Genomic DNA, 23,692 nt, shown 5'->3' with positions numbered 1-23,692 from the left:
TGCAAGGGAGATGAAAATATGCCGGACTATCTGGTGACACTGGAATCAGCGTGGTACATCAAGGAAGCAAAGTCGCTTGACGATGCAATCGGGATCGCGATCAGCGAAGCGGGAAAACGGCTCAACCCCTCGGCAAAATTTGTCGAAGTCGAGGCGGGCATGCTCGCCTGCCCGTTCTGCGACCAGTCGCTTTCAAGCGCTATTGTTGTCGCGGACACCGCGCTTGTCGGTCTCGTGCTCGAGATGAAAGTATTCAGGGCCGAGTCAAAGGAGCATGCCGGCCGGATCGCAAAATCGGTGATAGGAAAAGCCCTCCGGGAGATCCCCTTGAAACTGCTGGATGTGCAGGAACTATGATCCATGTCGTCGGGCATACGGCGGTGGATCACATCTCCCGCGTGCATCATCTCCCTCAAAAAAACCACTCGACCCATATCACCGACCGACAGGTCTTTTTTGGCGGGGGAGCGGCCAATATTGCAGCAGGGATTGCGGCTCTGGGTGAGACGGTTACGCTCCATTCCTGTGTTGGCGACGACTTTGCCGGCAGCGATTATGAGTGCTGGATGGACAAATTAGGCATCCGGCGGCAGTTTTTCGTGGTGCCGGGCACCCATACGCCGACTGCATTCATGTTTACGGAAGACGCCGGCGACCAGATGACCTTCTTTGAATGGGGCGCTTCAAAAGCGTTCGCGACGGCAGCGGCCCCGGCGCTGCCTCTCGTCCACATGGCGACGGCCGATCCCGACTTCAACTGCCGGGTGGCGGAAAAAAGCGAGTTCGTCTCCTTTGACCCGGGGCAGGACGTGTTCTGGTACACAAAAGAACAGCTCGAATCCATCATATCCCATACCGACATCCTGTTCGCAAACCAGCACGAGGTGCAGCAGATGTGTACGACCCTCGGGGTGACACGGGAGGCGCTCACGAAAGAGGTCACAATGGCGATCTTCACGATGAGCGGCGACGGGAGTACGTTGTATATGAACGGCAACGAGCATTTTATTCCGGCGGTGCCGGTCACGCTCTGCGATCCGACCGGCGCCGGTGACGCATACCGGGCCGGTTTCCTCTCCGCGTACGTCCGGGGCTACGCGCCACTCGCCTGCTGCCGGATCGGGACGGTCACGGCCTCGTTCGTCGTGGAGCATGCCGGCTGCCAGACGCACCTGCCCGGATGGGCGCAGATGCTCGAACGGTACCGTGCAAATTTCGGCACACTCGAACCGCTGCCGTCGAGGGGGTAACACGATGAGCTGGGCAGGGGCCGACCGGTACGAACTGATCCTCGGGGGTTTTGCCTGATGGCGATCGCGGGCGACGTCAAGCTTGGGCAGCTCACCAGGTATCTCTTCACCGCGCCCTCGTGGCCGGTCTCGCTCCTGATCCTCATTGTTCTCGGCCTCGTCATCGATGGTGCGAGCGCCCGGGCCTGGGTGTACCTCCCGTTTTCGGGCACGCTGGCTTTCACTATCCCGGCGATTGCCGGGTTCCTCTTCACCAAACCGATCATCGAGTACTCCGGCAAGACGATGACCTGGAACCGTTCGGCGCTCCTTGCCCTTGCCTGCACGGTCTTTGCCGTTATTATCACGTTCGCTTCGCTCGCCGGGGGAATCAGGTATCTCCCGCTCTTTTACGGGATCTCGCTTGGTTTTGTGTTTGGCCTGCGTCTTTTCGTGCTCGTTGCGATCTCGGATTATCGCCTGCCCCGGATGATCCTGCCGGCCGTTACCCAGAGCGGTGTTGGCGTCATTGCCGGGTTTTTCCTCTTCTCTCCGGGATGGGCGGTCTTTGCTGTCGTTCTCCATGTCGTTTTCGGCGTCGGCTTTGCGATCCTCATCTGGCTCATCGAGCGCCCGCTCTACCGTGCGTTCCATATCCGGGGGCTCGCGTTTGTCAATGCATTTATCGCTAACATGACTGACGGTTCAAAGGGTATGGAGAACTTCTTCCGCGAGATCGGCGAGGAGATCTTTGTCCCTCAGGTCTGTCTCTTTTTTTTGCGGGCTTCAGGAAAACCTGTGCTCTTTACCGTCCCCAACCTCCACCCCGGCCCGATGGGCGAGATCGGGGGCGGCAACCTGCCCCGGGTCATCCATGACCACATGGCGGAGGAGACGATGGTGCCCCACGGGTGCGCCTCGCACGACTTCAACCTGGTTTCCGAGAGCGAGATCGAAAAAGTGATCGATGCGATCGAGCGTTCGAAAAAGGATCGCACCTATGCCCCGGGTGCAACCCGTTCCGCCCGGCTCTCGTGCGGTTCCGTGCTGATCCTCTACCAGCGCTTTGGCGATGCCGTCCTGATGGTGACGACCCGGTCGCCGCAGATGACCGAGGACCTCGATTACTCGATCGGCATGGCGATCATGGCAGAAGGCCACCGCTGGTTCCCGCATGTAGCGTTTATCGATGCCCATAACTGCATGACCGATCTCTCGTCCGCTGTGCTCCCGGCGACCCTGACGGCGACCGAGTACCAGCGCGGCGCGATCCAGGCAATGCAGTCCTGTCACACCGCCGACCTCCACCCGTTCTCGGTCGGCTATGCCCGGCAGCACCTGCCCTACTCCCGCGAGCAGGGCTTTGGCGATCTGGGCGTGCAGGTGATGGTTGTGGAAACCGCCGGCCAGAAAACCGCCTACGTGCTGTTCGATGGTAACAATATGGCCGCGGGTGTCCGCGAGATCCTGCTTGGGAAGATCCTTGCCCTTGTCGATGCGGCAGAAGTGATGACCACCGACTCGCATGTGGTCAACACGATCACCGGGAAGAACCCGGTCGGCATGGAAACCCCGGTCGAAGCATTCCTTCCCGCGGTCCTGCAAACCGTGCAGGCAGCGATCGACGATCTCGAACCGGCGGAGTGCGCGGCGACCACTGCGCAGTGCGAGCACGTGGTGGTTTTTGGCTCCAACCGGATTTCCCAGCTCGCAAGCACCGTGAACGCGATGCTGATCTTTGTCGCGCCGCTCTCGCTTGCGATGCTGCTTTTGGCGTTTTTGCTCTCGCTTCTGGCGTATCTTTTGATGGTGTGAGGGAGGAGACCGGGATTTCCCTATCCTATCAGGGGTATCCCTGATCGTGAGATGGGGGGGGGCGACATCCCCAATCCACCTGATCCGGACTACGCTCATCCGGGCCCGAATTGAGCCCGGAATCGCCATTTCGGGATCCAATCGGAGCCCAATACGGGTTCCGTTTTAAAATAAGCCCAAATAGGCCTTATTTTGGCAATCGGGCGAATTAAAAAGTTCGCATAAACGCCTTTTACAGGTCGATCTCCTGCTAAACAGGCATTTGATGGATCCCGGAAAAAGAGGCCAAAAAAAGGCCGTTATAGCCCAATTATGGGCATTATATGGGCCTCAATTTGGGCGTATTTTGGCAAATAAAGCGATATATTTGACCGGATTTATTTTGTGTGGAATCGGACAGTTTTACGGGCGTATTTTGAGGAGCAATCTTAAGATATATTATATAGCAAGTCCCCCCCGCATCAGGGCCTCTCGCGGGGTACGGCAGGTCAAGTGCGGTTTTTGTAGCGCGTTATCGTCATTGATCCGCCGGGGGGCATCAGCCCCCCTCATCAGAATCTGCCAAAGCCAAAAGCAACTTGCCCGGCTAACTGGCTGAGGATTTTGGAAAAAAAACGACCGGGTTGCCGGACTTTTTGAAAAAAATCCGGAGACGTTGTTGAACATTTCAAAAAAAATCCGACAAGGTTGGCGAACTTTCCGGAAAAAATCCGGTAAGGTTATCGAGCTTTTGCAAAAAAGTCCGGCAAGGTTGGTGAACTTTCCAAAAAAAGTCCGGTGAAGTTGACGGATTTTTCTTGAAAAAACCGGTGTCCGGATGTGCATTGTATCGTCTGAACTCCTTGGAGACCCTGCCGGACTTTTCAAAAAATGGCCGGCAAGGTTGGCGAACTTTCCGGAAAAAATCCGGTAAGGTTATCGAGTTTTTGCAAAAAAGTCCGGCAAGGTTAGTGAACTTTCCGAAAAATGCCTGGTGAGGTTATCGAACTTTTATAAAAAAATCCGGCAGGTTTAGTGACAATTCCGGAAAAAGTTCAGCTCAGCAGCTGACCATTTACAAAAAAGATCGGGTCATGAGCTGGCAATTCCGGAAAAAATCCCGTTCGTGGAGGTACCCACCATGATAAACAGGCAGGAGCCGGTCCCAGAAACTCTCCCAAAATATTCCCTCTATACATAATCCCGCACGATTAATCATCGCTTTTCCCAATCCGGGTCGTTCTACCGCAAGATATAAAGGAACGGGATGCATAATTACGAATATAGAGAGGAGGAGCAAAAATCGGAGAAACAATAACCGTGTAAAGGCAGTTTGTACCGCAGGCGAACGAGGGTAGGAAAAGGTGATCAAAGTTCATCCATCCGTACACATACCTGCCCGCTGGATTGGTGTTGATCTCAACACGACCGGCCACGCGGCAGTCGCCGCCGACCCGGGCAGCGGGAAAATCCTGAAACTGGGGAAAAACACGCACTATGTCCGCAGCAACTCCACCAAAAACTGCACCAGACTCTACAAGGAAGGAAAACTCTGGAAACTAAAAAAAAGCAAGAGCCGTGAGCGCAGGGCGTTCAAGGCAGCCATACATAAAATCTCCCGGCAGATCGTATCCTTCGCGGAATCGCTCGGCTCGGGCATCAAGTTTGAAAAGCTCTTCTCCAGCCGTTACTCGCATTCCCACGATGCTGCGGGTTTTATCGAGTTCTCGTTCGGGAACGGATCGTTCTTCTCGCTCCAGCGGCTGGTGGAGAAACTGGCATTCAAGCGGGGCATCCCCGTCATCTACGTCAACCCGGCCTACACCTCCAAACGGTGCAGCCGGTGCGGGAGTATCGGGAGGAGGAGCCGGAAACGGTTCGAGTGCCCGCACTGCGGTTTTGTCGCACACGCCGACGTGAATGCCGCGTTCAACATCGCGCTTGCGTCCCACCGGTCTGCCACCATGAATTTCTGCGAGGAAGAACGTGCAGAACGGGTCCGTCTCTCAAAAAAAGAGATGCGCCGTCGCGCACGCGAAGAGCTGTTTATCCCGCATCCCGGCGTCCCGGGTATCGCGGCACAGGTCACGTGCGGGAATTTGCTTGCCGTGCTGGAATGAGCGTGGCGAAAAACAACTCCCCCGAATCTCTTTTTTTTGGGAATTTCCGGGGATCATGCGCCAGACCGGCGATTCAGGCAATCCACCGGCATATGGCGGTTCCCCCCAAAGAATGTGAACGGGATCCGGAAAATCTCAATCGTCCTTTCATATCAATCCCGGCAATCAGGAAAAAATCGTTATCGTACCTGCCGATCTCCTGAGAATTGATCCGGTGTCCTTTTCATGATATAAAATAATTCTGTTTAAACAATACATGGACGATCCCCTATTTTGAGATGTGAAAATTAATACGGGATCTTCACGGTAGCAATACAAAAATCAGACAGAAGATATATATATATTTTGACATAAACTTTAAAAGTTTATTCACAGGCAAGAATTGAAAACTATTTGTTCTGGTGTTCGCGGGAGATCCCGGTGGGAAAGACAGGATGTACTCGATTCTTTATGTCGACGATGACCAGAATTTACTGGCAGTAAATAAAATATTGCTGGAAAAAACCGGGGCATTTTCCGTTACCACCCTCCCCTCGGCAAAAGAATCCCTTGATCGGATATCTTCAGAACGTTTTGACGCAATTCTCTCCGATTACCAGATGCCGGAGATGGATGGCATTGCATTTTTAAAATGCGTTCGTGCACGGCACGGCAGCCTGCCGTTTATCCTCTTTACCGGAAAAGGTCGCGAGGAGATCGCGATTGAAGCGCTCAACAACGGGGCCGATTTTTACATCCAGAAGGGCCCGGATATGAAGGGAATGCTTGCGGAGCTCAAGCACAAACTCTGCCACGCCATCGAACGCCGGCAAACCGAGACCGCCTTAAGGGAATCCCGGCAGAACCAGAACGATATCATCAATTTTCTCCCGGATGCGACCTTTGTTATTGACACCAGCGGCAAGATTGTTGCCTGGAACAAAGCCATAGAGGAGATGACAGGCACCTCAGGGGCCGACATGATCGGTAAAGGGGATTATCAGTACGCGCTCCCGTTTTTTGGCGAGCGACGGCCGCTTCTCATTGATTTTGTCCATGAGGAGCAGCTTCCGACAGGATCTGATTATCTCTACATCGAACGACGTGGAAGAAATCTTCATGCAGAAGTCATTGCCCGACGCCTGGATGGGTGTGAGGGTGCCTATCTCTGGCTTACTGCCGGGCCTCTCTATGATCTTGAAGGACATCTGACCGGGGCCATTGAATCGATCCGTGATATGTCTGAAATCCTGAAAATACGTCATGACCTGGCAAGATCCCGGGAAATGAATCAGGAATTTGCCAACATGATGCCGGTTGCCGTCTATGAAATGGATCTTTCGGGGAACCTGACATTTACCAATTCCGTTGCTTTGGAATGGTTTGGAGTCACCCGGGAAGATTTCGAGAAGAAAATCTGCATCTATGACTATATCGTCCCACATGACAGGGAACGGGCAGCACGGGATATTCACCGGGTTCTTGGCGGGGTAAAAAGTGTCGGTCAGGAATACCTGCTCCAGAGAAAAGACCGGAGCACGTACCTTGGGCTTATCTATGCATCAGGAATCATGGACCCTGAAAGCGGGAAGTGTCTCGGCCTGCGGGGGGTTATCATCGATATGACCGAGAGGAAAAAGATTGCGCAGGCGCTTCATGAAAGTGAAGAGCGCCTGGCGCTTGCGGTGAAAGCGGGGGATATCGGGACATGGGATATTAACCTTCCCTGCCCGAGGATCGTGGGACTGGAGGACTGGTATTCCCGCATGCTCGGGTACGACACAGGCTCTGCTTCGTTAACCCTTGAATCCGGATCGAGTCTCCTGCATAAAGATGATCTTTCTCTTGTCCACGCGGCGTTCCGGGAACACGTTAACCGCAAAACACCACTTTTTGAGACGGAAGCTCGCGTGCTCTGCAGGGACAAAACCTGGAAATGGGTCCTTGTCCGGGGCAAAGTGATCGAATGGGATGCCGGGGGCAACCCGGCCCGCATCACCGGGACGGTCAACGACATCACCGGTGTCAGGAACGCCCGGAACTTCCTTTAATCGCCAGTGCATGCGGTAATTATAATCCGGGTACACCGTGAGTCAGCGGTCGACCGGGAGGCCTATTTGCAGGAATGAGAAAGCATTTCCTCTCTCCATGTAAAAAATGTCACCATATGACCGAACACAAGGGCCTGCTCTACAAATTTGCCTTATTCAAGCAGCGGTACACCCGGGGAACCTCGTGGACCCAGATCCTCCTCAATTTTGGTATCATCACGGCAAACGCCAAGCTCTTCGAGGACTTCTTTTACATCCATTTCGGCCTGACCCTCCCCATGGTTCTGGCCCTCGCGGTTCCCTGTTATATTCTCATCTGCTATATCATCGGTCACTATGATGAGAAGGTCGGGTTCTGGCAGATAGAAAACAACCTCAGCTACCGGTTCACCCCGTATTCCGAGGAGATGCTCAACAATATCCGGGAGATAAAGAAAAAACTGGACAAGGAACCATAATCGCAATTCCGCCTGCCCTGCCCGTGGGTAAACAGGTTTTACCGGAAACGCTCTCACCCGGAAAAGGCAGCCCTTTCCGGTAAAACCCCGCCGTGCTGCTCCCGCGGGAAACCATTATCGACCGGACAACCGCTCCCGCTCCCCCCTCATGAACGAATGTTAACAAACCCGGGAGGAACCGGCCGATCCTCTTATAGGCCGGGTATTTCATACAGTTCAGGGAGACGTTTGCAAACATCGGGCAGGCATACCCGGGCATCCGGGCGAAAGGGACATCATTGCCTGCTGCCCGTACTCACTGTTCAGGCACCGCAGCTCCATGAATAAATTCCCGGAAACCTAAACGAGGCAGATGATGCAGCTGACCGATGCAATCCTTAAAAAAATTGCCGTGTTCCAGAGAAACGAGATCACCGAGCACTACATCTATACCAGGATCGCCGGGGTGACCGCGGATCCCCACAACCGGGAGGTTCTCTATAGGATCGCAGCCGAGGAGCTGACGCACTATACTATCTGGAAACAGTACACGGCAAAAGAGATCGGGCCCAGCATGCTTCGGGTCTGGTTCTATTACCTTATTGCCCGTCTTCTCGGGATGACCTTTGCCATAAAACTGATGGAAGGCGTGGAACAGGGTGCACAGGCCGGCGATGAGGCACTCCTTGCGGCGGTTCCCGAGATGCCGGCCATGCTTGCAAACGAAGCAAAGCACGAGTGGGAACTTATCGCCCTTATCGATGAAGAACGGCTGAAGTATGTCGGTTCCGTGGTACTCGGCCTCAACGACGCCCTCGTAGAGTTCACCGGCACCCTTGCCGGCCTGACCTTCGCGATCCAGAACTCGCAGATCATTGCTGTGGCCGGCCTGATCACCGGGGTTGCCGCATCGCTCTCGATGGCCGCATCCGAGTACCTCTCGCAGCGGTCCGAGGAGACGAATGGCACGAGCCCCAAAAAGGCCGCACTGTATACCGGAGCCACGTATATTGTGACCGTTGCCCTGCTCATACTGCCGTTTCTTATCCTCAGAAACCCGTACCTTGCACTTGTTTTTACCCTTATCGGCGCGGTTCTGGTCATCTTTGTCTTTACGTTCTATATTTCCGTCGCAAAGGATCTTCCCTTCTGGAAACGGTTTGCCGAGATGGCAGCCATCAGTCTGGGTATAGCGGCCGTATCCTTTGTGATAGGGCTTTTGATCCGCGTAATGCTGAATGTAAACGTATGAAGGTTCAATACCTGATTTTTTAGCCTTTTTATATATCGGCCAATGACGTTTTTTTAAAAATCCCCGTGTTCCGGTATCGGCGTGGTGCGGCAGGACTTGTTCCGGGAGCCCGCAGTAAAAAAGAGATGCACTTTTTACCGATCACGACATTTATGAGAATATCCCGGCGTATGCCAGCGGTATCCCCCATGAACCTCCCCGCCTGTCCCAGAATTGCGCTCACCGTCAGGGTGAAGATCCTCGTTCTCTTCCTGGCCCTGTCCCTTGCCGCCCTTGCAATCACCGGTTATTTTGCGTTTTCCGCGATCACCGATGTGGGATCCTATGCACAGGGGAGCAGCCAGGCGCTGGGTGCAGGAGTGGTCAATGACAGTTCCACTGCCCTGCTCTCCCTTGGGGAGCAGTACCTTGTCCGCGTCGCATCCGACCAGGCAAATTTCACGGATGTGCTTTTTGAGGATACCGATACCGAGATGAACATTCTTGCAGCCCAGACTGCCCAGTTCCAGCGCAATGCCCCGGTCATCTCTTCCACTCCGGCCTATCCGGAGAACGACCCGCCGCCAAATCCCCTGTCAGGTGCGGTGCTCTATTTTGCGCCCGGATCGACGGCGACATCCGATTCACAAGAGGCACGTACCCTTACCGGCCTCGCTGGTGCCCTTAAGGCCGTGTACACTTCGGATGATGATATGACAAGCATTTATATCGCCACCGATTCCGGGATGTTCCTGATCTACCCGGGAAAGGGAACCCTTCCCCGGGATTACGATCCACGGACACGCCAATGGTATGTGCAGGCAGCAGCGCAGGAAACCCAGGTCTGGTCGGATGCACCGTACGTCGATGCGGACAACAACGGGCTGATCATGACCTGCTCGCAGGCTGTTTTGAGCCCGGCCTATGGTCACTGGGTGATCGGGTCCGATGTGTCGACAAAAACGATTAACGAGGATTTCATCGGCCAGGCGCTCGGCGGAGAGGGATATGCGGTTCTTCTTAACCAGAACGGCAACGTCATCAGCGATCCCGGGATGTCTGCGGGAAACGTGCGGTGGAACGAACCGTTCGGCCCGGAGAATGCTTTTTCGAGCAAAGATCCGGGCCTCATTGCCGTAGCGACAAATATGACTGCCGGCAGGACCGGTATAGAAACGGTCCGGTTTAACGGGACTGAGACATACGTTGCCTATGCGCCGGTCAGTTCGATGAACTGGAGCCTTGCAATATCATTACCGGTCAGCGAGATCAACGGGCCGGTTGAAAAATTTACCGGCAAGATTGCGGACGCTACACAGGACACCGGGATACATATCACTGCCCAGACCGACCGGCTAAAGACGGTATTCTCTGTCCTTTTTGTTGCAATCCTCCTGTTCGTGCTCCTGGTGTCCGTTCTTCTCAGCCGCGTGATCACTCGTCCGGTTGCGACTCTTAAAGAGGGGGCGATGGCCCTGGGTGACGGGAACCTGGATTACCGGGTGGAGATCCGGTCGGGAGACGAGTTCGAGGATCTTGCCCGTTCGTTTAATACCATGGCAGGGGCCCTCAGGGAAAATATTGAGAATCTCAAAAGGACGACTGCTGAAAAAGAACGGTACGCAAAGGAACTGGAGATCGCCCGGAGCATCCAGACCAGTTTCCTGCCCGAAAAAATGCCGGAGATCCCCGGCTTTGATATCTCGGCAGTGATGATTCCGGCAATGGAAGTCGGCGGGGATTTTTACGATTTTGTCCCGGTGCGTGACGGCAGGTGGGCTTTTGTGATCGCAGATGTTTCCGGTAAGGGGGTGAGCGCGGCACTGTTCATGGCGATGTCGCGGACGCTGATACGGGCAGGTCTCGAGAGTGCAACTGACATATCGGCAGCACTCAGCACGGCAAATCTCATGATTGCCCGGAATTCTCCATCCAGCATGTTTGTCACGGTGTTTTCTGCGGTTCTAGATCCCGTGAGCCTTACTCTTGCCTGTACAAATGCCGGCCACAACCCACCCTTCGTAGTGCGGGGGGACAGCGGTGAGGCAGTATTTCTGCAGGAGCACGGGATCGCGATGGGTATCATCCCGGACATGAAGGGTACCCCGGAATACGTGCAGCTGAAACCCGGCGACCTGTTCATCATGTACACAGACGGGGTAACGGAAGCCTTCGACGCCCGGTACACTGCATTCGGGGAAGACCGGCTGGTGCAGGCCGCCAAAAAATCCCGTGCCCTGTCAGCCGGCGAGGTCCGGGATCGGATCATTGCCGAAATCCGGGAGTTTACCGGCCCCGTTCCCCAGTCGGATGATATTACGCTCGTGGTGATCCGGGTGCTGCCCCGGACCTGATCCGGATCGACGCGGGCATACCGGGGCCCTGTTGATACGGATACGCCCGGCAGGAAGGAACGTTGTTATCAGGGTTGGAAGAGAAATCCGGCAACTCCCGATAATGGCCCAAAAATGGTAAAAAGGCAGATTCCCACGTATTCCTGTTGCCCGGAGCACAGGGAAGGACTTCCTCCCGGCGATTGCACAGGCACGTGGGATAGTTCTGGCTTACTCTTCTGGTGCAGGAGTTTCTTCTTCCTCTTCAGTGGGTGGCGTGGTCCAGACCTTCCAGCAGAACGCGGCAATACACCCGAAGACAAAGACCGCCAGCAGAATGGCACTGATGATATTTTCGGCAAAATCCAATCTGACCGGTATATTCATGCCCATCAGGTTGTTGAACATCCCGATAAACAGTGCCACTATTAAAAACAGGATGAATCCAACAATGAGTCCAAGGAATACTGCAGCCGCAAGCCGTAAAACACTGGGCGTAGTGGTTTTTCCGTTCATAAAATGCATGGTAAATGTGCCGATATAAATCCTTGTAATAAATCCCTCCGGCGAAAAATAAGCCCTGCCCCGAATGCCTGCAGAGGGATGCTCATGTTTATATCACGGCATGTGTAAAATTCTTACCATAGGGGACGCCATGAAAAAAAATATCTTTTATCTGATCATCGGGTTTGTCGCGCTTGCCCTTTTTGCAATCTTGTGGTATTCGGTTGAAACCTTTACTCCGGTTCTTTTTATGATCGCATTTGTGGTCGGAGTTGTGCTTCTTTACCTGGTATATCGCAGGGTCGAAGATTTTATCGAGGATGAACGGAGCGCACGGATCACCGAAAAGGCGGCCATGCGGACCCTTCAGGTTTTCTGGGTGTGTTTCTGTGCCTTTTCAATAATGGCAGTGATGAACCTGCTTTATATGCCCCGCTTTACCCGCGAATTCTGGCTGGATCGCCGGACCCAGCCCGTGCCCCTGGAACTTATGTCGCTGAAAACGATTGGGTACGTCCAGTTGGGGTTTCTTTGTCTGATGATCTTCCTGTATGTCGGGTTCAGGTTTTATTATGCCAAAAAATTCGGGGAATGGGAATCCGATGAAGAATAAGATTAAGGTATACCGGGCGATGCAGGATCTTACGCAGGAAGATCTTGCAAAGGCGATTGGTGTAACAAGGCAGACTATCCTTGCCATAGAGAAAGGAAAGTATGTCCCCTCCCTGGATCTTGCATTCAGGATTTCTCGCCACTTTAAGGTGAACATCGAAGAGGTGTTCTCCTATGAAGAGGGAGTGCGGACCGTAGATATCGACTGATGCACCATGAGCGTGCCGTCTTCCCGCCAACATTTTTTTGGCGTCCTGAACAGGACATTTTTATATGTTCATGAGGGGCAATGTCAGAAAAATACCCCGCGATGAGGCTCTTTTCCGCTGACTTGATGCCATACTCCTCGTTTTATCCCCTGCGAAGGATGTGCCGGACATGTCCGGGTCTGCCCGTACATATGCCCGGGTTGTGGTGATCACCACACCAGATATTTCTTGGATCAGGGCAGAAAGAATCGCATTCCTCACTAATACTAAAGTTTATATTACAAAATGTCTAATTTAAATTACATTGTTGTTTTTGTGGGATTGGATCCCCCGAAAATCATCTTTGCCAGGTTTCATCATGAAGGCCCCGGTACTTTACTATGCGGTGCTCGCCGTGTTCTGCATCCTGACGTTGTCAATCGGCACCGTCAGCCATCTGATATAACCACATGCTGTTGCGCGCTTTCCTGTCAGACCTCCTTGCGTATCTCACCCGCCCGTGCTTTTTTATCCCTGATCCGGATATCGCCCGATTGGTTTTTGAGAAATCTTTTTATAACGTGCAGTATCAATTAAATAACAATAAGTAAAATATAAGTTACATTCAGGTTTCATTTATGTCCGGCTATGGCACAATCTATAATGTACGTATGGTATAATCATGGGTGTGCTCTTTCGGCAGTCATGTTATGTTTCTGTTATACGTAAAAACTGGAGTGATTTATGAAGATTTACACTGCTTTCATGGGAATATTGATGATTTGTCTGATGGTGGGCGCTGCGAGTGCTGCGGCCACGACCAGTAGTACTTCCGGAACAAGTTCTGTAAGTGCATCGACAACAACGCTGACTCCTGAACAGGCCCTTTCTACCGTTTCAGTCACTTCCGTCACGGTTGATCCGCAGGAATTCTTTCCCTATGAACAGGGAACCATCACGGTCCAGGTGACAAACAGCGGAACCCAGGAGGTTGCATTCAAGGATGCGGACATCCTCAATTCGAACGTCTATCTCACTGATGAAATCCACAACCCGTACCAGTCCATGATCTATCTCGGGCCCGGGAACACGATGACGTTCACCTTCCACGTTGTTGCAAAACCCCCTGCGGGGATATATTACCCTCTCTTTACCCTCGCATCCCGAGATGCAGGAAGCATCGACTATCCCATCGAAGTCCAGATCGATTCAACACCGGTCCAGGAAGTGATTTCCCAGAAACCGGATAATTTTGCTATCAACAACACGGATACTGTCAACCTGACGATCACCAATCCCCGGGTCGGAGCCATCAGCAATGTCATTATCACGCCCCAGGCATCGGGCGTCGGGATCAGCCCCCTCCAGTCTTTCATCGCCTCGATACCAGGCGGCAGCTCCGTGAATGTCCCGTTTGCTATTACCCCCTACCAGGCCGGGAATATTAGTTTCAGCATCCAGTACAGCAACGGGCAGAACACCCAGAACCCGCATTCGGATACTGTCGTACTTCCCCTTACTATTGGTTCGAGCAAAACTGCAGCATCCACCGTTGTAAACGATCTGGCGCTTACCGTCCTTGACGGGGCATACCAGCTGACGGGCGACGTGACGAACACGGGAATCACGGATGCAAACGGGATGGTTGTCTCCCTCGGGGCACCGGCAACACCTGTCGAACCCTATTCCAGTTATGCTGTGGGGTCCCTCACATCCAACGACTTCTCCAGTTTCACGCTCACCTTTACCAGTCCGGATCTGTCGGCCATCCCGATCAAGACCACATGGAAGGATGGCAATGGTAATACATTGAGCAACGTGCAGACCTTCGATCTGCGATCTCTCGCATCTTCGGGAACAGCCGGCACGCGCAGCGGTTCGGGAGGGTCCGGCACTCTGGGTGGAACGGGGGCGGCTTCGGCAGCTGGAGCAGGTGGCGCTTATCGTGGAGGAGGCGGTGGCGGCCTGTTCAGTTTCGGTGGCAGCAGGGGCGGCGGCCTGAGTTCATTCTACCCGGTAATAATCGGGATGATTGTCGTTATCGCGGCAATAATACTCTATGTGAAGAGGAAATGGATCCTTGCGAAATTCAGGAAACAGTGATCTGGTGATCATCCATGAGCGATATGCCACTTATCCGGCTTACTGAGGTCACGAAGACGTACCATCTGGAGAGTGGCGACTTTACTGCGCTCGATCACGTATCTCTCGATATTGCGGAGGGAGAATTTGTGGCGATCATGGGGCCGTCCGGTTCGGGCAAATCAACGATGATGAACCAGCTGGGCATTCTCGACGTCCCGACCTCGGGGGAACTCTATATCGCCGGCAGAAATGTGGCAATGATGTCAAGTCTCGAACGGACCCATATGCGCCGGGATATCATCGGGTACGTCTTCCAGAAATTTTATCTCATCCCCCTTCTTTCCGCATTCGAGAACGTGGAGTACCCGCTCATCCTCAAGTACAAAAAGCGGGACACGACAGGACGGGCTGCTGACTACCTCCGTGCGGTGGGCATCGATCCCGATATGGGCGCCCACCGGCCCAACCAGCTTTCCGGGGGACAGCAGCAGCGTGTCGCCATTGCACGGGCACTGGTCAACGATCCAAAAATCCTTCTCTGCGATGAACCTACCGGTAATCTCGACAGCAAGACCGGTCTCCAGATCATGCAGATTCTCTGCGATTTGCACCAGAAGGGAAAGACGGTTATCATCGTGACGCATGATCCCAAGATTGCCGAGTACGCCCAGCGCACGATCCGGCTTGCGGACGGGAGGATCGTGGAATCATGAAGGATATCTTCTTCGATCTCTCGGTCAGGAGCGTCCGGCTGAATTTCCTGCGATCACTTCTGGCCTCCATCGGGATCGTGATCGGGGTCGTTGCCATCTCATCGATGGGAATGCTGGGGACCAATATGCAGCTCTCGGTAAAGGACCAGCTCTCGGCAAATGTCAATACCGTTATGCTCACCTCCGATGTAGTAAAAATAAGTACCGGTCTGGGGGCTGCCACCCAGTCAAGCACCATTGATTCGAGCACACTCAACGATATCAAAGGATCTGCAGGACAGAACGATGTGGTGCCTATCCACCATACGAGTACGCAGTTTTCTGTCGGAGACCAGAATGGCCGCGGCACAATTTACGGACTTGATCCTGCAGACGTCCCGAAATTCCTCACGATAGCTCAAGGGTCAAATATCCGTGGCAGCGATGTGCTTGTCGGTGCAACCATCGCAAGTAACTTCAACCTCGTTCCCGGGAGTACGATAAAAATCGGGCAAAACTGTGCAACCGTCACTCGACCGGTTGTGAGGGTTGCCGGTATTCTTGCGGCCCGGGGCATTGCGGCCGACGGAGTCAATGTGGATAATGGAATGGTTGTTGACGATACCTGGTATACCGATCATTTCGGCGGTTTGGATCAGTACGACCAGGTGAACGTGATCGTGCAGGATGTCGATACCATCAACCAGACTGAAGCCGCTATCAATGCGAAGGTGAACCGGAACAGCGACGTGGTGCGGATATCCGATGCCAGTTCCCGGCTATCCACCATCACCGCCACGCTTGGCACGATTACTACCTTCATCATGGCAATCGGCGGGATATCGCTGGTCGTTGCTGCAGTGAGCATCTTTAACGTCATGATGATGTCGGTAAAGGAACGGGTGCAGGAGATCGGTATCCTGCTCTCGATCGGGACGGAGAAGGGCGAAGTGCGCCGGATGTTCCTGTACGAGGCGCTTATCCTCGGTATCATCGGCGCGGTGGTGGGTGGAATCATGAGTTTTGTCATAGGGTACTCGGTCGTGAACGCCATGATCGGTACCACGCAGTACTTCTTCCAGCCGGCAAGCCTGATCTATATCCCGTATGGTATGGTCATCGGTGTCGTGGTCTGCGTGGCATCCGGGATGTACCCTGCGTGGGCGGCCTCGAACATGGACCCGATCGATGCACTGAGGAGCGAATAGTTCATCTTTTTTATTTTCGGGATGCGTGAGCGTAAACCGGTAGTTGTTGCATCTTTTTGCAGGGTGGCGCCGGCACAATGCAGTCCTGTATTATTCCTGCGTGTGTTTGTGCGTGCGGGGGATCAGGAATTGCATCCCCTCCGGCGCACACTGTGAGCCCGCACGGATAACTTTGCAGTGGGTGCCACAAAAACAGGGGGGACAGATGTTGCCGGTATAAATCGGCCGCCCGCGAAAACGACGGGATATCACGATAAGATTGGACGGGCAATTTTTCAATACGTAGGGAAACCCTCAGACTCATGAAGATGCAATGCGTGGAGACTTTACCATGAGGCTGCCAGGATCAGGCTGTTCGCCGGATTGCCCTGGACCACGACACGTAATTTCCCATGACCAGGTTCGGTTCCACCGGTGTGCCGCACCCTGCCGGCAGATCATGGACGTGCCTGAATATCGTTTCGATGATATTCGAAATGAGGATCATGTCCTTGATATCGGGGCAAATGTCGGCGCATTCTGCCTCCGTGCCGCCCGATTCTCCCGGCACGTGGTCGCAGTTGAGCCGGTGACAACCGATATTCTGGAAGAGAACGTGGCTCTTAACCACGCGGGCGTGCTGGTCATCAGAGGAGCGCTCGGGACCGGTGAGCCGGTCGAGATAGTGTGGGACGAATGCCGCGTGATGTCACCTACGTACTCCCTTAAAAAGATCATCGGAATGGCCGGGGGGTGTGATTTTCTGAAATGCGATTGTGAAGGGGCGGAATGGCTGATTCAGCCCCGGGATCTCGACGGGATCCGGAGGATAGAGATGGAACTGCACATCCCGCCCATCAGCGGGCCTCCCAACCCTGCCCTGCTGGAGTACATAGGGAACCGGTACACGTTCTCTCTCGATCGATCACCGGTAAATTCCGCCCTTGGCGTAATGGGAATCCTGCACGCAACACTAAAGTAATTCAGCGGGATCGACCGTGTTTATGGCGGTGAAAACAGGTATTTTCCATTTGCAGCCTTCATGCCAACTGGCACGGCGCTTTGTCCGGGAAAGAGCTGCCGGCACAACGAGTATTGCCCGGGGATGTCCGGAATATGAAAAAAGCAGGATATGATCCCGGTTCTCAATCTTCGATCTGTATCGTGGTGAGTTTCACCGATTCGACCCCTTTCTGGGACATCAGCCGTTCAGCAAGTGCCTTGATCTGTGAGCCGTCGCCGTGTACGAGAATCACTTCCAGGCATCTGGTGTGGGTCACATGGGAGTGGAGTGATGCCTTGATGATCTCGTGATACTCGTGCTGGACGTCGGTAATGGTGGTAAGAAGACCGCGCTGATCGTGATCATAAACCATTGTAATAACACCCTCGCGTTCGCCCTTGACATCTGCCATCCATTTGTAGTAGGTGATGTAGGTTCTGATGGCATCGCGGATGCCTTCAGATCGGGAGGAGTATCCCCGGGCGTTAATAATTTCATCAAACCGGTCGAGCAGGTTTTTGGGAAGTGAGATCCCGATGCGGGAGAGATCATTGTCAAGGGTCATAAGATCAGTCATGTGAATATCATTGTTGCTTGCTTTTTAAGGTTTTGAAAAACCGGGCAGTCCGGTAATACTTTGTAAGATCTTAAGGATGGCATAATCCATAATTTTCCTCTTGAATCCCGTATCTGTGAAGTGATTTCATCAGATCCGGGATTATTTCATACGTTAATCTTCATCAGAGAGTTTACTTTTTTTATTTAATAATATCAAAAATAAACTATTTTAACAAAACTTATATGATTGAGCGTTCTAATTCTGAAATGATCAACATGGGTTCAGCACATGATATTATGCAGATCTTTGCGTACAAAGAGATACGTACACATTTCAAGGAATGCGATGGCTGGGAATGCCGGCAGGTTCCGTCACCCTGCGTACGTGATATCACCTGCGTCCTTTCCCGGGAGGTACGGGGCAGGAAAGAGGCCATGGCCCTTGCGGTCTCCTATGATGAAGATCCATCCATGCTGGCGCTTGAGGCAGTGGCGGCCTCCTTAACCAGAAAGATTCTGAATGGGCAGTACCTGATCGTCCCGAAAGCAGCAAACGTTTCGGCCATCCCAAAGGCGGTTCACATTATCTCCATGGAGTCTTTCGGATTTGTGGATGGGCGCCTGGTCTGGCTTGCCAGGAAGAAGAACGCAAAACGCTACCCACAACCCGAAGAGGCCGTCGAGATGTCAGCTGTTTCTGCGGCCTGCGAAACTCACATGGCATGAAAAAGGGAAGAGTCCGCAAAAAAGAAGCCTGCCCGACAATTTTCCTTTCAGGTATTTTTAAGGAAACTACCGGCTGCTTAATTCCGGAAAAACAGTTGATTTTTTTTCATGGGTCGTGAAAATGACTTTTGATCACCCATGATAGTATGTCCGGGATCAAAACGTTTCAACCGGACCAACGATCACTGTAAAAAAAATACCGCCGGATTGTGTGTTTCCCGGCAGATATTGGCACCGGGCCGCAATGGAGGATGATATGACGAAGCTCATGGGTCGTACGTGCGGTTGGCCGGTGCCGTTGACTTTTTCTAATAAACAAATCTGCTGTCCCAAGCGAGATTTCAATATGTCTTATCTGTGTGTGTGCATGTGTCCTTTTGGCGTGCTTCCCAAAGGGACAACTCTTTGTTGATCATATAACATTATAATTGTTTTCTTTTAACTTTAAAATAAGGTTAAGTAAAAGTAATGTATAATCTGTTGAAAAGAAAAGCTCGACAATGGGCCGGGATTATGGACAGATATTGAAATCCTGATATCGGTGATATACCGAAAAATCATCCACCACCCTTCCCCTACTAAAAATACTCACAGGGATATGGCATTAAACGGTAAAACCAGGAAGAGCGGGGCTGGATGGCCATATCCGTCTGGTGCCACACGCGGAGGGGTTTTAATCTTGCAAAATTCTTGTCGTAAACAAAATACGGGTATTTCCCTCAAAAGTACGCCCATCCGTTCAATCTTTTTGATTAATGCTACGTTAGCCTTCGGGGAATCCGGTCCTCATATATTATCTCTACTCAAAGAACGGTACAGGTCGAATCAAATGCATAGGTCCTCAAGGCCCTGAAATCCTTGTCTAAAAAAAGGTTAATCGACAGCGATCATGACTTCGCTGGACTTGATCACAGCATACGCCTGCTTACCTACAGCAAGCCCGAGCGATGCAACCGATTTCTTCGTGATGATGGACGTAACTTCCTGTCCTCCCGGAAGCTCGATGACAACTTCTGAATTGACGCTTCCTGGTGTGATCGCTTTTACGGTGCCTTTCAGAATATTCCGTGCACTGATCTTCATAGTTCTCACTATAGGGAACTGGCGAGGGTAAGAATAAGTACTTTACGATACGCCCAACAAAAAGTATTGAAGGCACTCGCTGAAATGTAAGGGACACCCGGCAAAAGACTGGCTTCACATCCAGGTCCGGGCCGGGAGGCGCACGCGGGTACCTCCGGCTTTTTTTCCGGAAGACATGAAATTCCGTCAAATAAATTAGTACAGATTTTTTTTACATTTGCTCAAATACCTGTATTCTTTTCGCTACAATTGTATGTATTGATCAAATACAATCACAAATACCAATGCTTTTTAACTACTGGATATCACTATATATTATAATCGTAACAACATCGGAAGGTCAAGCCCCCTGATGTTCCTGCTTTTTGGGAAAGTATGGAGAGACCTTGGACAGGAAATCCTATGATACCTGAGTGGATGCAGAAGATCGAAATCGGCCCCTGCGCTTGCTGTACCGTAAGTGTCGGCAAAAAGAAGGGTTTTGTCCAGAAGGCCATCTCTCAACTCTTTACGTTTTTTGAGGAGTGCCTGGTAAATGACAGCATTGCCCAACGCAAAGGCCTGCTGCAGAGCCTGGACCCCCGCATAAAACTGGTATCGATGGTTGTCCTCATCTTTGCCGTGGCAATGACTCACGACATCCGGCTCCTTGCAATCGTGTATGTTCTGACTCTCATCTTTGCATACCTGAGTAAGGTCGAAATAGGTTTCTTCCTTAAGCGCGTCTGGGTTTTTATACCGATATTTGCGGGGATCATCATGATCCCTATTCTTTTCAACGTTTTTACGCCAGGTGATACGCTCATAACAATTGCAACGCTAGGTTCCAACGCGCACCTTGGCCCGTTTGCGCTGCCGTCGGTCATCACCATTACCGCTCAGGGAGTGATGGTTGCGCTGACCTTCGTATTGCGCGTGGCTACCTGCGTCTCAGCGGCAGTTCTCCTGTTTCTCACGACGCCCCGGGACCTGATCTTCAAATCCCTTCGCTCGCTCAAAGTACCCAAGGTCTATGTCCTTACGATGGACATGTGCTACCGGTATATTTTCCTCTTTGCCGATACGGTCAGGGGTTTTTACACGGCAAAAAAAAGCAGGTCCATCAAACCTTTACCTATGATCGAGGAACAGAAATGGGTGGGAAATCGTATCGGCTATACCCTTATAAAAGCACTCAGCATGAGCGAGAAGGTGCATCAGGCCATGATATCGCGGGGATTCAACGGGGATATCAAAATTATGCACCGCTATTCCATACATCGGCGGGATTACGTGGCCTGCGTGAGTGTGTTTGCACTTAGCATATTCCTGATACTTGTATCCCAGAACCTGGTACGGATATAACAAGTATAGACGAGGCACACAATGGAGACAATATTCGATCTGTACGATGTATCCTATACATACATACAACGATTTGAAGCACTCAAGAATGTGACGCTGTCATTCAAAGCCGGGGAGCAGACCGCTATTCTTGGAGCCAACGGAAGCGGCAAATCTACACTCCTTTCAATCCTGAATGCACTGAGTTACCCTACATCGGGAGAGTTTTATGCGTTTGGAATCCCGATAAAAGAAGAAGTATTCGATACTCTCGAAGACAACGAATATGCCCGGTTCTTCAGGAAAAAAGTGGGTTTCCTGTTCCAGAACCCGGACATCCAGCTCTTCTCTTCAACGGTCTTTGACGAAATTGCCTTTGGTCCGCTCCAGCTTGACCTGCCTCCTGATGAAGTTCAGAAGCGCACGGAAGAGGTTATCGCGATGCTGGGGATCGAAAACCTCCGGACCCGGGCGCCCCACATGTTGAGCGGCGGCGAAAAAAAGAAGGTCTGTATTGCATCGATACTTTCGACGAATCCCGATGTCCTGCTTCTTGACGAACCCACAGGTGGTCTCGACCCAAGAAGCCAGATCTGGCTGATTGAGCTTATCCAGGATCTCGCCAGGTGTGGTAAGACCATTATTACGGCCACGCATGACCTCGACATTGTCGAACAGATCAGCACCCGTGCCATTGTGGTCGGGGAAGACCATACGATAAAAGTGGATTCTGACTGCGCTAGCGTCATGAGCAACCAAGACTTGCTGATGTCTGCCAACCTTATCCACCGGCACATGCACCGTCACGGCAAAGTTCTCCATGAGCACCTTCATGCCCACACGCAGGAGCATGATCATGTGCATGGGTTTTCGGTAGTTGAGTAGTTTTAGTACCGTTCCCACTCTCTCTTTTACACCGGTTCCTTGCTTACGTCTCCACCATCCAGATATATTGGTATAAAAAAATTCTAATTTTGTATGAACTTGTAAAGATTATTTAATCACAAATCACAAAAAATATATTAACTCTTTTGCAAACATCCTACTGTATTCCGGTTAAACGGGTATGGGGCTCGCAGAATCGTTATTCGGCAAATGCCAAAACGGCTCTCCGGCTTGAAATGTATGATGTAACATTTGGAGGAAAACGAATGACTAAGCGATTAACGATTGCACTGATTGCACTTGTCGCGTTGGTTCTCGTTGCAGTACTGCCGGTATCGGCAACCTATGCTGACGTAAACAACACGATCAACGCGGGCGCAACAGTGTATATTGGCGAACAGCAACTGAACGTAACGCCCGCTGATCAGGCATATATAACTTCGAGGGGCGCATCTTATCCCCCGAAGCAGATTGGATGGTGGGCATCTGCAGCGAATGTTGCAACCACATCCCCTTCCGCGATCTTTACCCTGAATGGTACGGGTATTGATAACTCTGTGTACATTTCATCTGCTGCATTTGGCACATCGGTCGCCAGCGGCAATGCAAACTGGTACGTTGTTAACCAAACAGGTCAATACGGAGCCGGTTTCGGCGACACTTCCTTTGGCCCGTTCTTCATCGTTGCAGACCCGAGCATCGTTGTCGATGTCTGGGATCTTTCTACCGGAACAACGGTCACCAATGGAAAAGCGATTCAGGGAGATTATCTGGCGCTCCGTATCAACACGAACCTCCAGTCGGCAATCAACAGTCCAGTCCTTCGTACGAATGATATATCAGCAGATGCCCCGGTCAGCACCGGTAACATGGATATCAATCTGGTCGGTCCCACCGGGAGCACGTTCCAATCACTGTATACCGGCAACGCTACGGTGCCGATCGCGTCCCTTGTACAGCAGAATGTAACCTCCGCTGTCTGGTTCTGGGGTACTACTGACGGGCAGACCCCCGGTACTTCCAATACCGCACTTGCGGCCAACTGGTCGACCGGTGCACTCCTCCCAAGCGGCCAGAGCGCCTACCCGGCCGGTGTGTACACGATTGATGTCCAGTCCGACCTTAACGGAATGTACGATAACTACCTGAACGGTGGCGCAACCTACACCGGCAAGACGGACAGCCAGCCCGCAACGGTCACCATCTCATCCAACACCGTGGCGCTCGCAGCGAACGTGAACTCAGTTGTCCGCAGCAAACCGTTCTCGGTCACGATCACGGGCAAGCCCTACCAAGTCTACCACCTGTGGATTAAGGGCACCAGCTCCATGGATGGCAGCTACAACAACCAGCCGCCGTACATCACCCCGAATCAGGCAGGAGTCCAGTTTGACCCAATTACTACGAACAGTGCACCCGCCGCGCTCGTTCCGTACAACCCGTTCGCAGACAACGGTGGCTACATCTTCCAGAGCGGTATATCCATCTGGAGCAACGTCGCTCACGGTAGCGATATGTCCTCCGCCGGTCCCAACTCTGCCGCAGTCGGCAACGGTACCTTCGAGTATGCCAACGTGTCCCTCGACCAGACCGGCACGAGAACCGTTCAGTTCTCGACGACCAACTGGACCAAGGCACAGCAGTACACCATCCGTACCGAGCAGGACTTCGG

Annotated in this window: 21 protein-coding genes; 18 read left to right on the top strand and 3 right to left on the bottom strand. The window is 52.4% G+C overall.

The features are described from left to right. Nucleotides 1-18 precede the first annotated feature (18 nt). The 8 genes from ACLQMU_RS04010 (at nucleotide 19) to ACLQMU_RS03975 (ending at nucleotide 11,195) form a co-directional block, all read left to right on the top strand. Nucleotides 19-357, top strand: a complete 339-nt coding sequence (locus ACLQMU_RS04010; protein ID WP_422150185.1) for a DUF555 domain-containing protein — start codon at nucleotides 19-21, stop codon at nucleotides 355-357. Next, complete coding sequence (locus ACLQMU_RS04005; RefSeq protein WP_424040566.1) at nucleotides 354-1,250, top strand: PfkB family carbohydrate kinase; 897 nt, start codon at nucleotides 354-356, stop codon at nucleotides 1,248-1,250. The genes ACLQMU_RS04010 and ACLQMU_RS04005 overlap by 4 nt, the downstream gene beginning before the upstream one ends. A 57-nt stretch (nucleotides 1,251-1,307) precedes the next feature. Further along, nucleotides 1,308-3,044, top strand: a complete 1,737-nt coding sequence (locus tag ACLQMU_RS04000; RefSeq protein ID WP_422150183.1) for a DUF2070 family protein — start codon at nucleotides 1,308-1,310, stop codon at nucleotides 3,042-3,044. Nucleotides 3,045-4,387: 1,343 nt separating this feature from the next. Continuing rightward, complete coding sequence (locus tag ACLQMU_RS03995; protein ID WP_422149215.1) at nucleotides 4,388-5,143, top strand: RNA-guided endonuclease TnpB family protein; 756 nt, start codon at nucleotides 4,388-4,390, stop codon at nucleotides 5,141-5,143. A 434-nt stretch (nucleotides 5,144-5,577) separates the two neighbouring features. Continuing rightward, a complete protein-coding gene (locus tag ACLQMU_RS03990) occupies nucleotides 5,578-7,173 on the top strand; it encodes a PAS domain S-box protein (RefSeq protein ID WP_422149216.1) in 1,596 nt (531 codons plus the stop codon). A gap of 116 nt (nucleotides 7,174-7,289) precedes the next feature. Further along, a complete protein-coding gene (locus ACLQMU_RS03985) occupies nucleotides 7,290-7,631 on the top strand; it encodes a hypothetical protein (protein WP_422149217.1) in 342 nt (113 codons plus the stop codon). A 352-nt stretch (nucleotides 7,632-7,983) separates the two neighbouring features. Further along, nucleotides 7,984-8,862: a VIT1/CCC1 transporter family protein gene (locus ACLQMU_RS03980; protein WP_422149218.1), complete on the top strand. Its 879-nt coding sequence runs from the start codon at nucleotides 7,984-7,986 to the stop codon at nucleotides 8,860-8,862. A gap of 170 nt (nucleotides 8,863-9,032) precedes the next feature. Then, complete coding sequence (locus tag ACLQMU_RS03975; protein WP_422149219.1) at nucleotides 9,033-11,195, top strand: SpoIIE family protein phosphatase; 2,163 nt, start codon at nucleotides 9,033-9,035, stop codon at nucleotides 11,193-11,195. A gap of 210 nt (nucleotides 11,196-11,405) precedes the next feature. Here the strand turns inward: ACLQMU_RS03975 and ACLQMU_RS03970 are convergent, their stop codons facing one another. Next, entirely contained in the window at nucleotides 11,406-11,690 is a 285-nt protein-coding gene (locus tag ACLQMU_RS03970) for a hypothetical protein (RefSeq protein WP_422149220.1), read from the bottom strand. Nucleotides 11,691-11,799: 109 nt separating this feature from the next. On the opposite strand from ACLQMU_RS03970, the gene ACLQMU_RS03965 reads away from it, so the two are divergent. The 6 genes from ACLQMU_RS03965 to ACLQMU_RS03940 all read left to right on the top strand — a co-directional run bounded on the left by ACLQMU_RS03965 (nucleotide 11,800) and on the right by ACLQMU_RS03940 (nucleotide 17,424). Beyond that, a complete protein-coding gene (locus tag ACLQMU_RS03965) occupies nucleotides 11,800-12,291 on the top strand; it encodes a DUF2178 domain-containing protein (RefSeq protein ID WP_422149221.1) in 492 nt (163 codons plus the stop codon). After that, on the top strand, nucleotides 12,281-12,499 hold the full coding sequence (locus tag ACLQMU_RS03960) for a helix-turn-helix transcriptional regulator (protein WP_422149222.1): 219 nt from the start codon (nucleotides 12,281-12,283) through the stop codon (nucleotides 12,497-12,499). The genes ACLQMU_RS03965 and ACLQMU_RS03960 overlap by 11 nt, the downstream gene beginning before the upstream one ends. Before the next feature lie 768 nt (nucleotides 12,500-13,267). Further along, entirely contained in the window at nucleotides 13,268-14,581 is a 1,314-nt protein-coding gene (locus ACLQMU_RS03955; protein WP_443673555.1) for a hypothetical protein, read from the top strand. Between the two features lie 14 nt (nucleotides 14,582-14,595). Beyond that, a complete protein-coding gene (locus ACLQMU_RS03950) occupies nucleotides 14,596-15,276 on the top strand; it encodes an ABC transporter ATP-binding protein (RefSeq protein WP_422149474.1) in 681 nt (226 codons plus the stop codon). Next, nucleotides 15,273-16,463, top strand: coding sequence for an ABC transporter permease (locus ACLQMU_RS03945; protein WP_422149473.1), 1,191 nt, complete (start codon nucleotides 15,273-15,275; stop codon nucleotides 16,461-16,463). Before ACLQMU_RS03950 ends, ACLQMU_RS03945 begins: the two co-directional genes overlap by 4 nt. A gap of 331 nt (nucleotides 16,464-16,794) precedes the next feature. Beyond that, the gene (locus ACLQMU_RS03940) at nucleotides 16,795-17,424 is read left to right on the top strand and encodes an FkbM family methyltransferase (protein WP_422149472.1); all 630 of its coding nucleotides are present in this window, start codon (nucleotides 16,795-16,797) and stop codon (nucleotides 17,422-17,424) included. A gap of 163 nt (nucleotides 17,425-17,587) precedes the next feature. On the opposite strand, the gene nikR is transcribed toward ACLQMU_RS03940, so the two are convergent. Then, complete coding sequence (gene nikR, locus ACLQMU_RS03935; protein WP_422149475.1) at nucleotides 17,588-18,010, bottom strand: nickel-responsive transcriptional regulator NikR; 423 nt, start codon at nucleotides 18,008-18,010, stop codon at nucleotides 17,588-17,590. Nucleotides 18,011-18,270: 260 nt separating this feature from the next. Between nikR and ACLQMU_RS03930 the strand changes: the two genes are divergently transcribed. Beyond that, nucleotides 18,271-18,729 (top strand): hypothetical protein, encoded by a 459-nt coding sequence (locus tag ACLQMU_RS03930; RefSeq protein WP_422149471.1) that lies wholly within the window; start codon nucleotides 18,271-18,273, stop codon nucleotides 18,727-18,729. An 873-nt stretch (nucleotides 18,730-19,602) separates the two neighbouring features. Here ACLQMU_RS03930 and ACLQMU_RS03925 read toward each other — a convergent pair. Beyond that, nucleotides 19,603-19,812 carry a TOBE domain-containing protein gene (locus tag ACLQMU_RS03925; RefSeq protein ID WP_422149470.1) on the bottom strand — a complete coding sequence of 70 codons (210 nt, stop codon included), beginning with the start codon at nucleotides 19,810-19,812 and terminating at the stop codon, nucleotides 19,603-19,605. A 402-nt stretch (nucleotides 19,813-20,214) separates the two neighbouring features. Here ACLQMU_RS03925 and cbiQ point away from each other — a divergent pair, with 402 nt between their 5' ends. The 3 genes from cbiQ to ACLQMU_RS03910 form a co-directional block, all read left to right on the top strand. Continuing rightward, nucleotides 20,215-21,156: a cobalt ECF transporter T component CbiQ gene (gene cbiQ, locus ACLQMU_RS03920; protein ID WP_443673554.1), complete on the top strand. Its 942-nt coding sequence runs from the start codon at nucleotides 20,215-20,217 to the stop codon at nucleotides 21,154-21,156. Nucleotides 21,157-21,177: 21 nt separating this feature from the next. Continuing rightward, the gene (locus ACLQMU_RS03915) at nucleotides 21,178-22,020 is read left to right on the top strand and encodes an energy-coupling factor ABC transporter ATP-binding protein (protein ID WP_424039032.1); all 843 of its coding nucleotides are present in this window, start codon (nucleotides 21,178-21,180) and stop codon (nucleotides 22,018-22,020) included. 266 nt (nucleotides 22,021-22,286) lie between these two features. After that, a partial coding sequence (locus tag ACLQMU_RS03910; protein WP_443673553.1) for a DUF3821 domain-containing protein occupies nucleotides 22,287-23,692 on the top strand: 1,406 nt, incomplete at its 3' end.

Source organism: Methanoregula sp., assembly GCF_052325125.1.
In the GTDB taxonomy this organism is placed as follows: domain Archaea; phylum Halobacteriota; class Methanomicrobia; order Methanomicrobiales; family Methanospirillaceae; genus Methanoregula.
This window is presented reverse-complemented; position numbering and strand designations above follow the sequence as displayed.

What these genes read in the sequence shown, in the direction of transcription:
- ACLQMU_RS04010 (WP_422150185.1), top strand. Translation starts at nt 19, where the DNA reads ATGCCGGACTATCTGGTGACACTGGAATCAGCGTGGTACATCAAGGAA.
- ACLQMU_RS04005 (WP_424040566.1), top strand. Translation starts at nt 354, where the DNA reads ATGATCCATGTCGTCGGGCATACGGCGGTGGATCACATCTCCCGCGTG.
- ACLQMU_RS04000 (WP_422150183.1), top strand. Translation starts at nt 1,308, where the DNA reads ATGGCGATCGCGGGCGACGTCAAGCTTGGGCAGCTCACCAGGTATCTC.
- ACLQMU_RS03990 (WP_422149216.1), top strand. Translation starts at nt 5,578, where the DNA reads ATGTACTCGATTCTTTATGTCGACGATGACCAGAATTTACTGGCAGTA.
- ACLQMU_RS03985 (WP_422149217.1), top strand. Translation starts at nt 7,290, where the DNA reads ATGACCGAACACAAGGGCCTGCTCTACAAATTTGCCTTATTCAAGCAG.
- ACLQMU_RS03980 (WP_422149218.1), top strand. Translation starts at nt 7,984, where the DNA reads ATGATGCAGCTGACCGATGCAATCCTTAAAAAAATTGCCGTGTTCCAG.
- ACLQMU_RS03975 (WP_422149219.1), top strand. Translation starts at nt 9,033, where the DNA reads ATGCCAGCGGTATCCCCCATGAACCTCCCCGCCTGTCCCAGAATTGCG.
- ACLQMU_RS03970 (WP_422149220.1), bottom strand. Translation starts at nt 11,690, where the DNA reads ATGAACGGAAAAACCACTACGCCCAGTGTTTTACGGCTTGCGGCTGCA.
- ACLQMU_RS03965 (WP_422149221.1), top strand. Translation starts at nt 11,800, where the DNA reads ATGTGTAAAATTCTTACCATAGGGGACGCCATGAAAAAAAATATCTTT.
- ACLQMU_RS03960 (WP_422149222.1), top strand. Translation starts at nt 12,281, where the DNA reads ATGAAGAATAAGATTAAGGTATACCGGGCGATGCAGGATCTTACGCAG.
- ACLQMU_RS03955 (WP_443673555.1), top strand. Translation starts at nt 13,268, where the DNA reads ATGGTGGGCGCTGCGAGTGCTGCGGCCACGACCAGTAGTACTTCCGGA.
- ACLQMU_RS03950 (WP_422149474.1), top strand. Translation starts at nt 14,596, where the DNA reads ATGAGCGATATGCCACTTATCCGGCTTACTGAGGTCACGAAGACGTAC.
- ACLQMU_RS03945 (WP_422149473.1), top strand. Translation starts at nt 15,273, where the DNA reads ATGAAGGATATCTTCTTCGATCTCTCGGTCAGGAGCGTCCGGCTGAAT.
- ACLQMU_RS03940 (WP_422149472.1), top strand. Translation starts at nt 16,795, where the DNA reads ATGAGGCTGCCAGGATCAGGCTGTTCGCCGGATTGCCCTGGACCACGA.
- nikR (WP_422149475.1), bottom strand. Translation starts at nt 18,010, where the DNA reads ATGACCCTTGACAATGATCTCTCCCGCATCGGGATCTCACTTCCCAAA.
- ACLQMU_RS03930 (WP_422149471.1), top strand. Translation starts at nt 18,271, where the DNA reads ATGATCAACATGGGTTCAGCACATGATATTATGCAGATCTTTGCGTAC.
- ACLQMU_RS03925 (WP_422149470.1), bottom strand. Translation starts at nt 19,812, where the DNA reads ATGAAGATCAGTGCACGGAATATTCTGAAAGGCACCGTAAAAGCGATC.
- cbiQ (WP_443673554.1), top strand. Translation starts at nt 20,215, where the DNA reads ATGATACCTGAGTGGATGCAGAAGATCGAAATCGGCCCCTGCGCTTGC.
- ACLQMU_RS03915 (WP_424039032.1), top strand. Translation starts at nt 21,178, where the DNA reads ATGGAGACAATATTCGATCTGTACGATGTATCCTATACATACATACAA.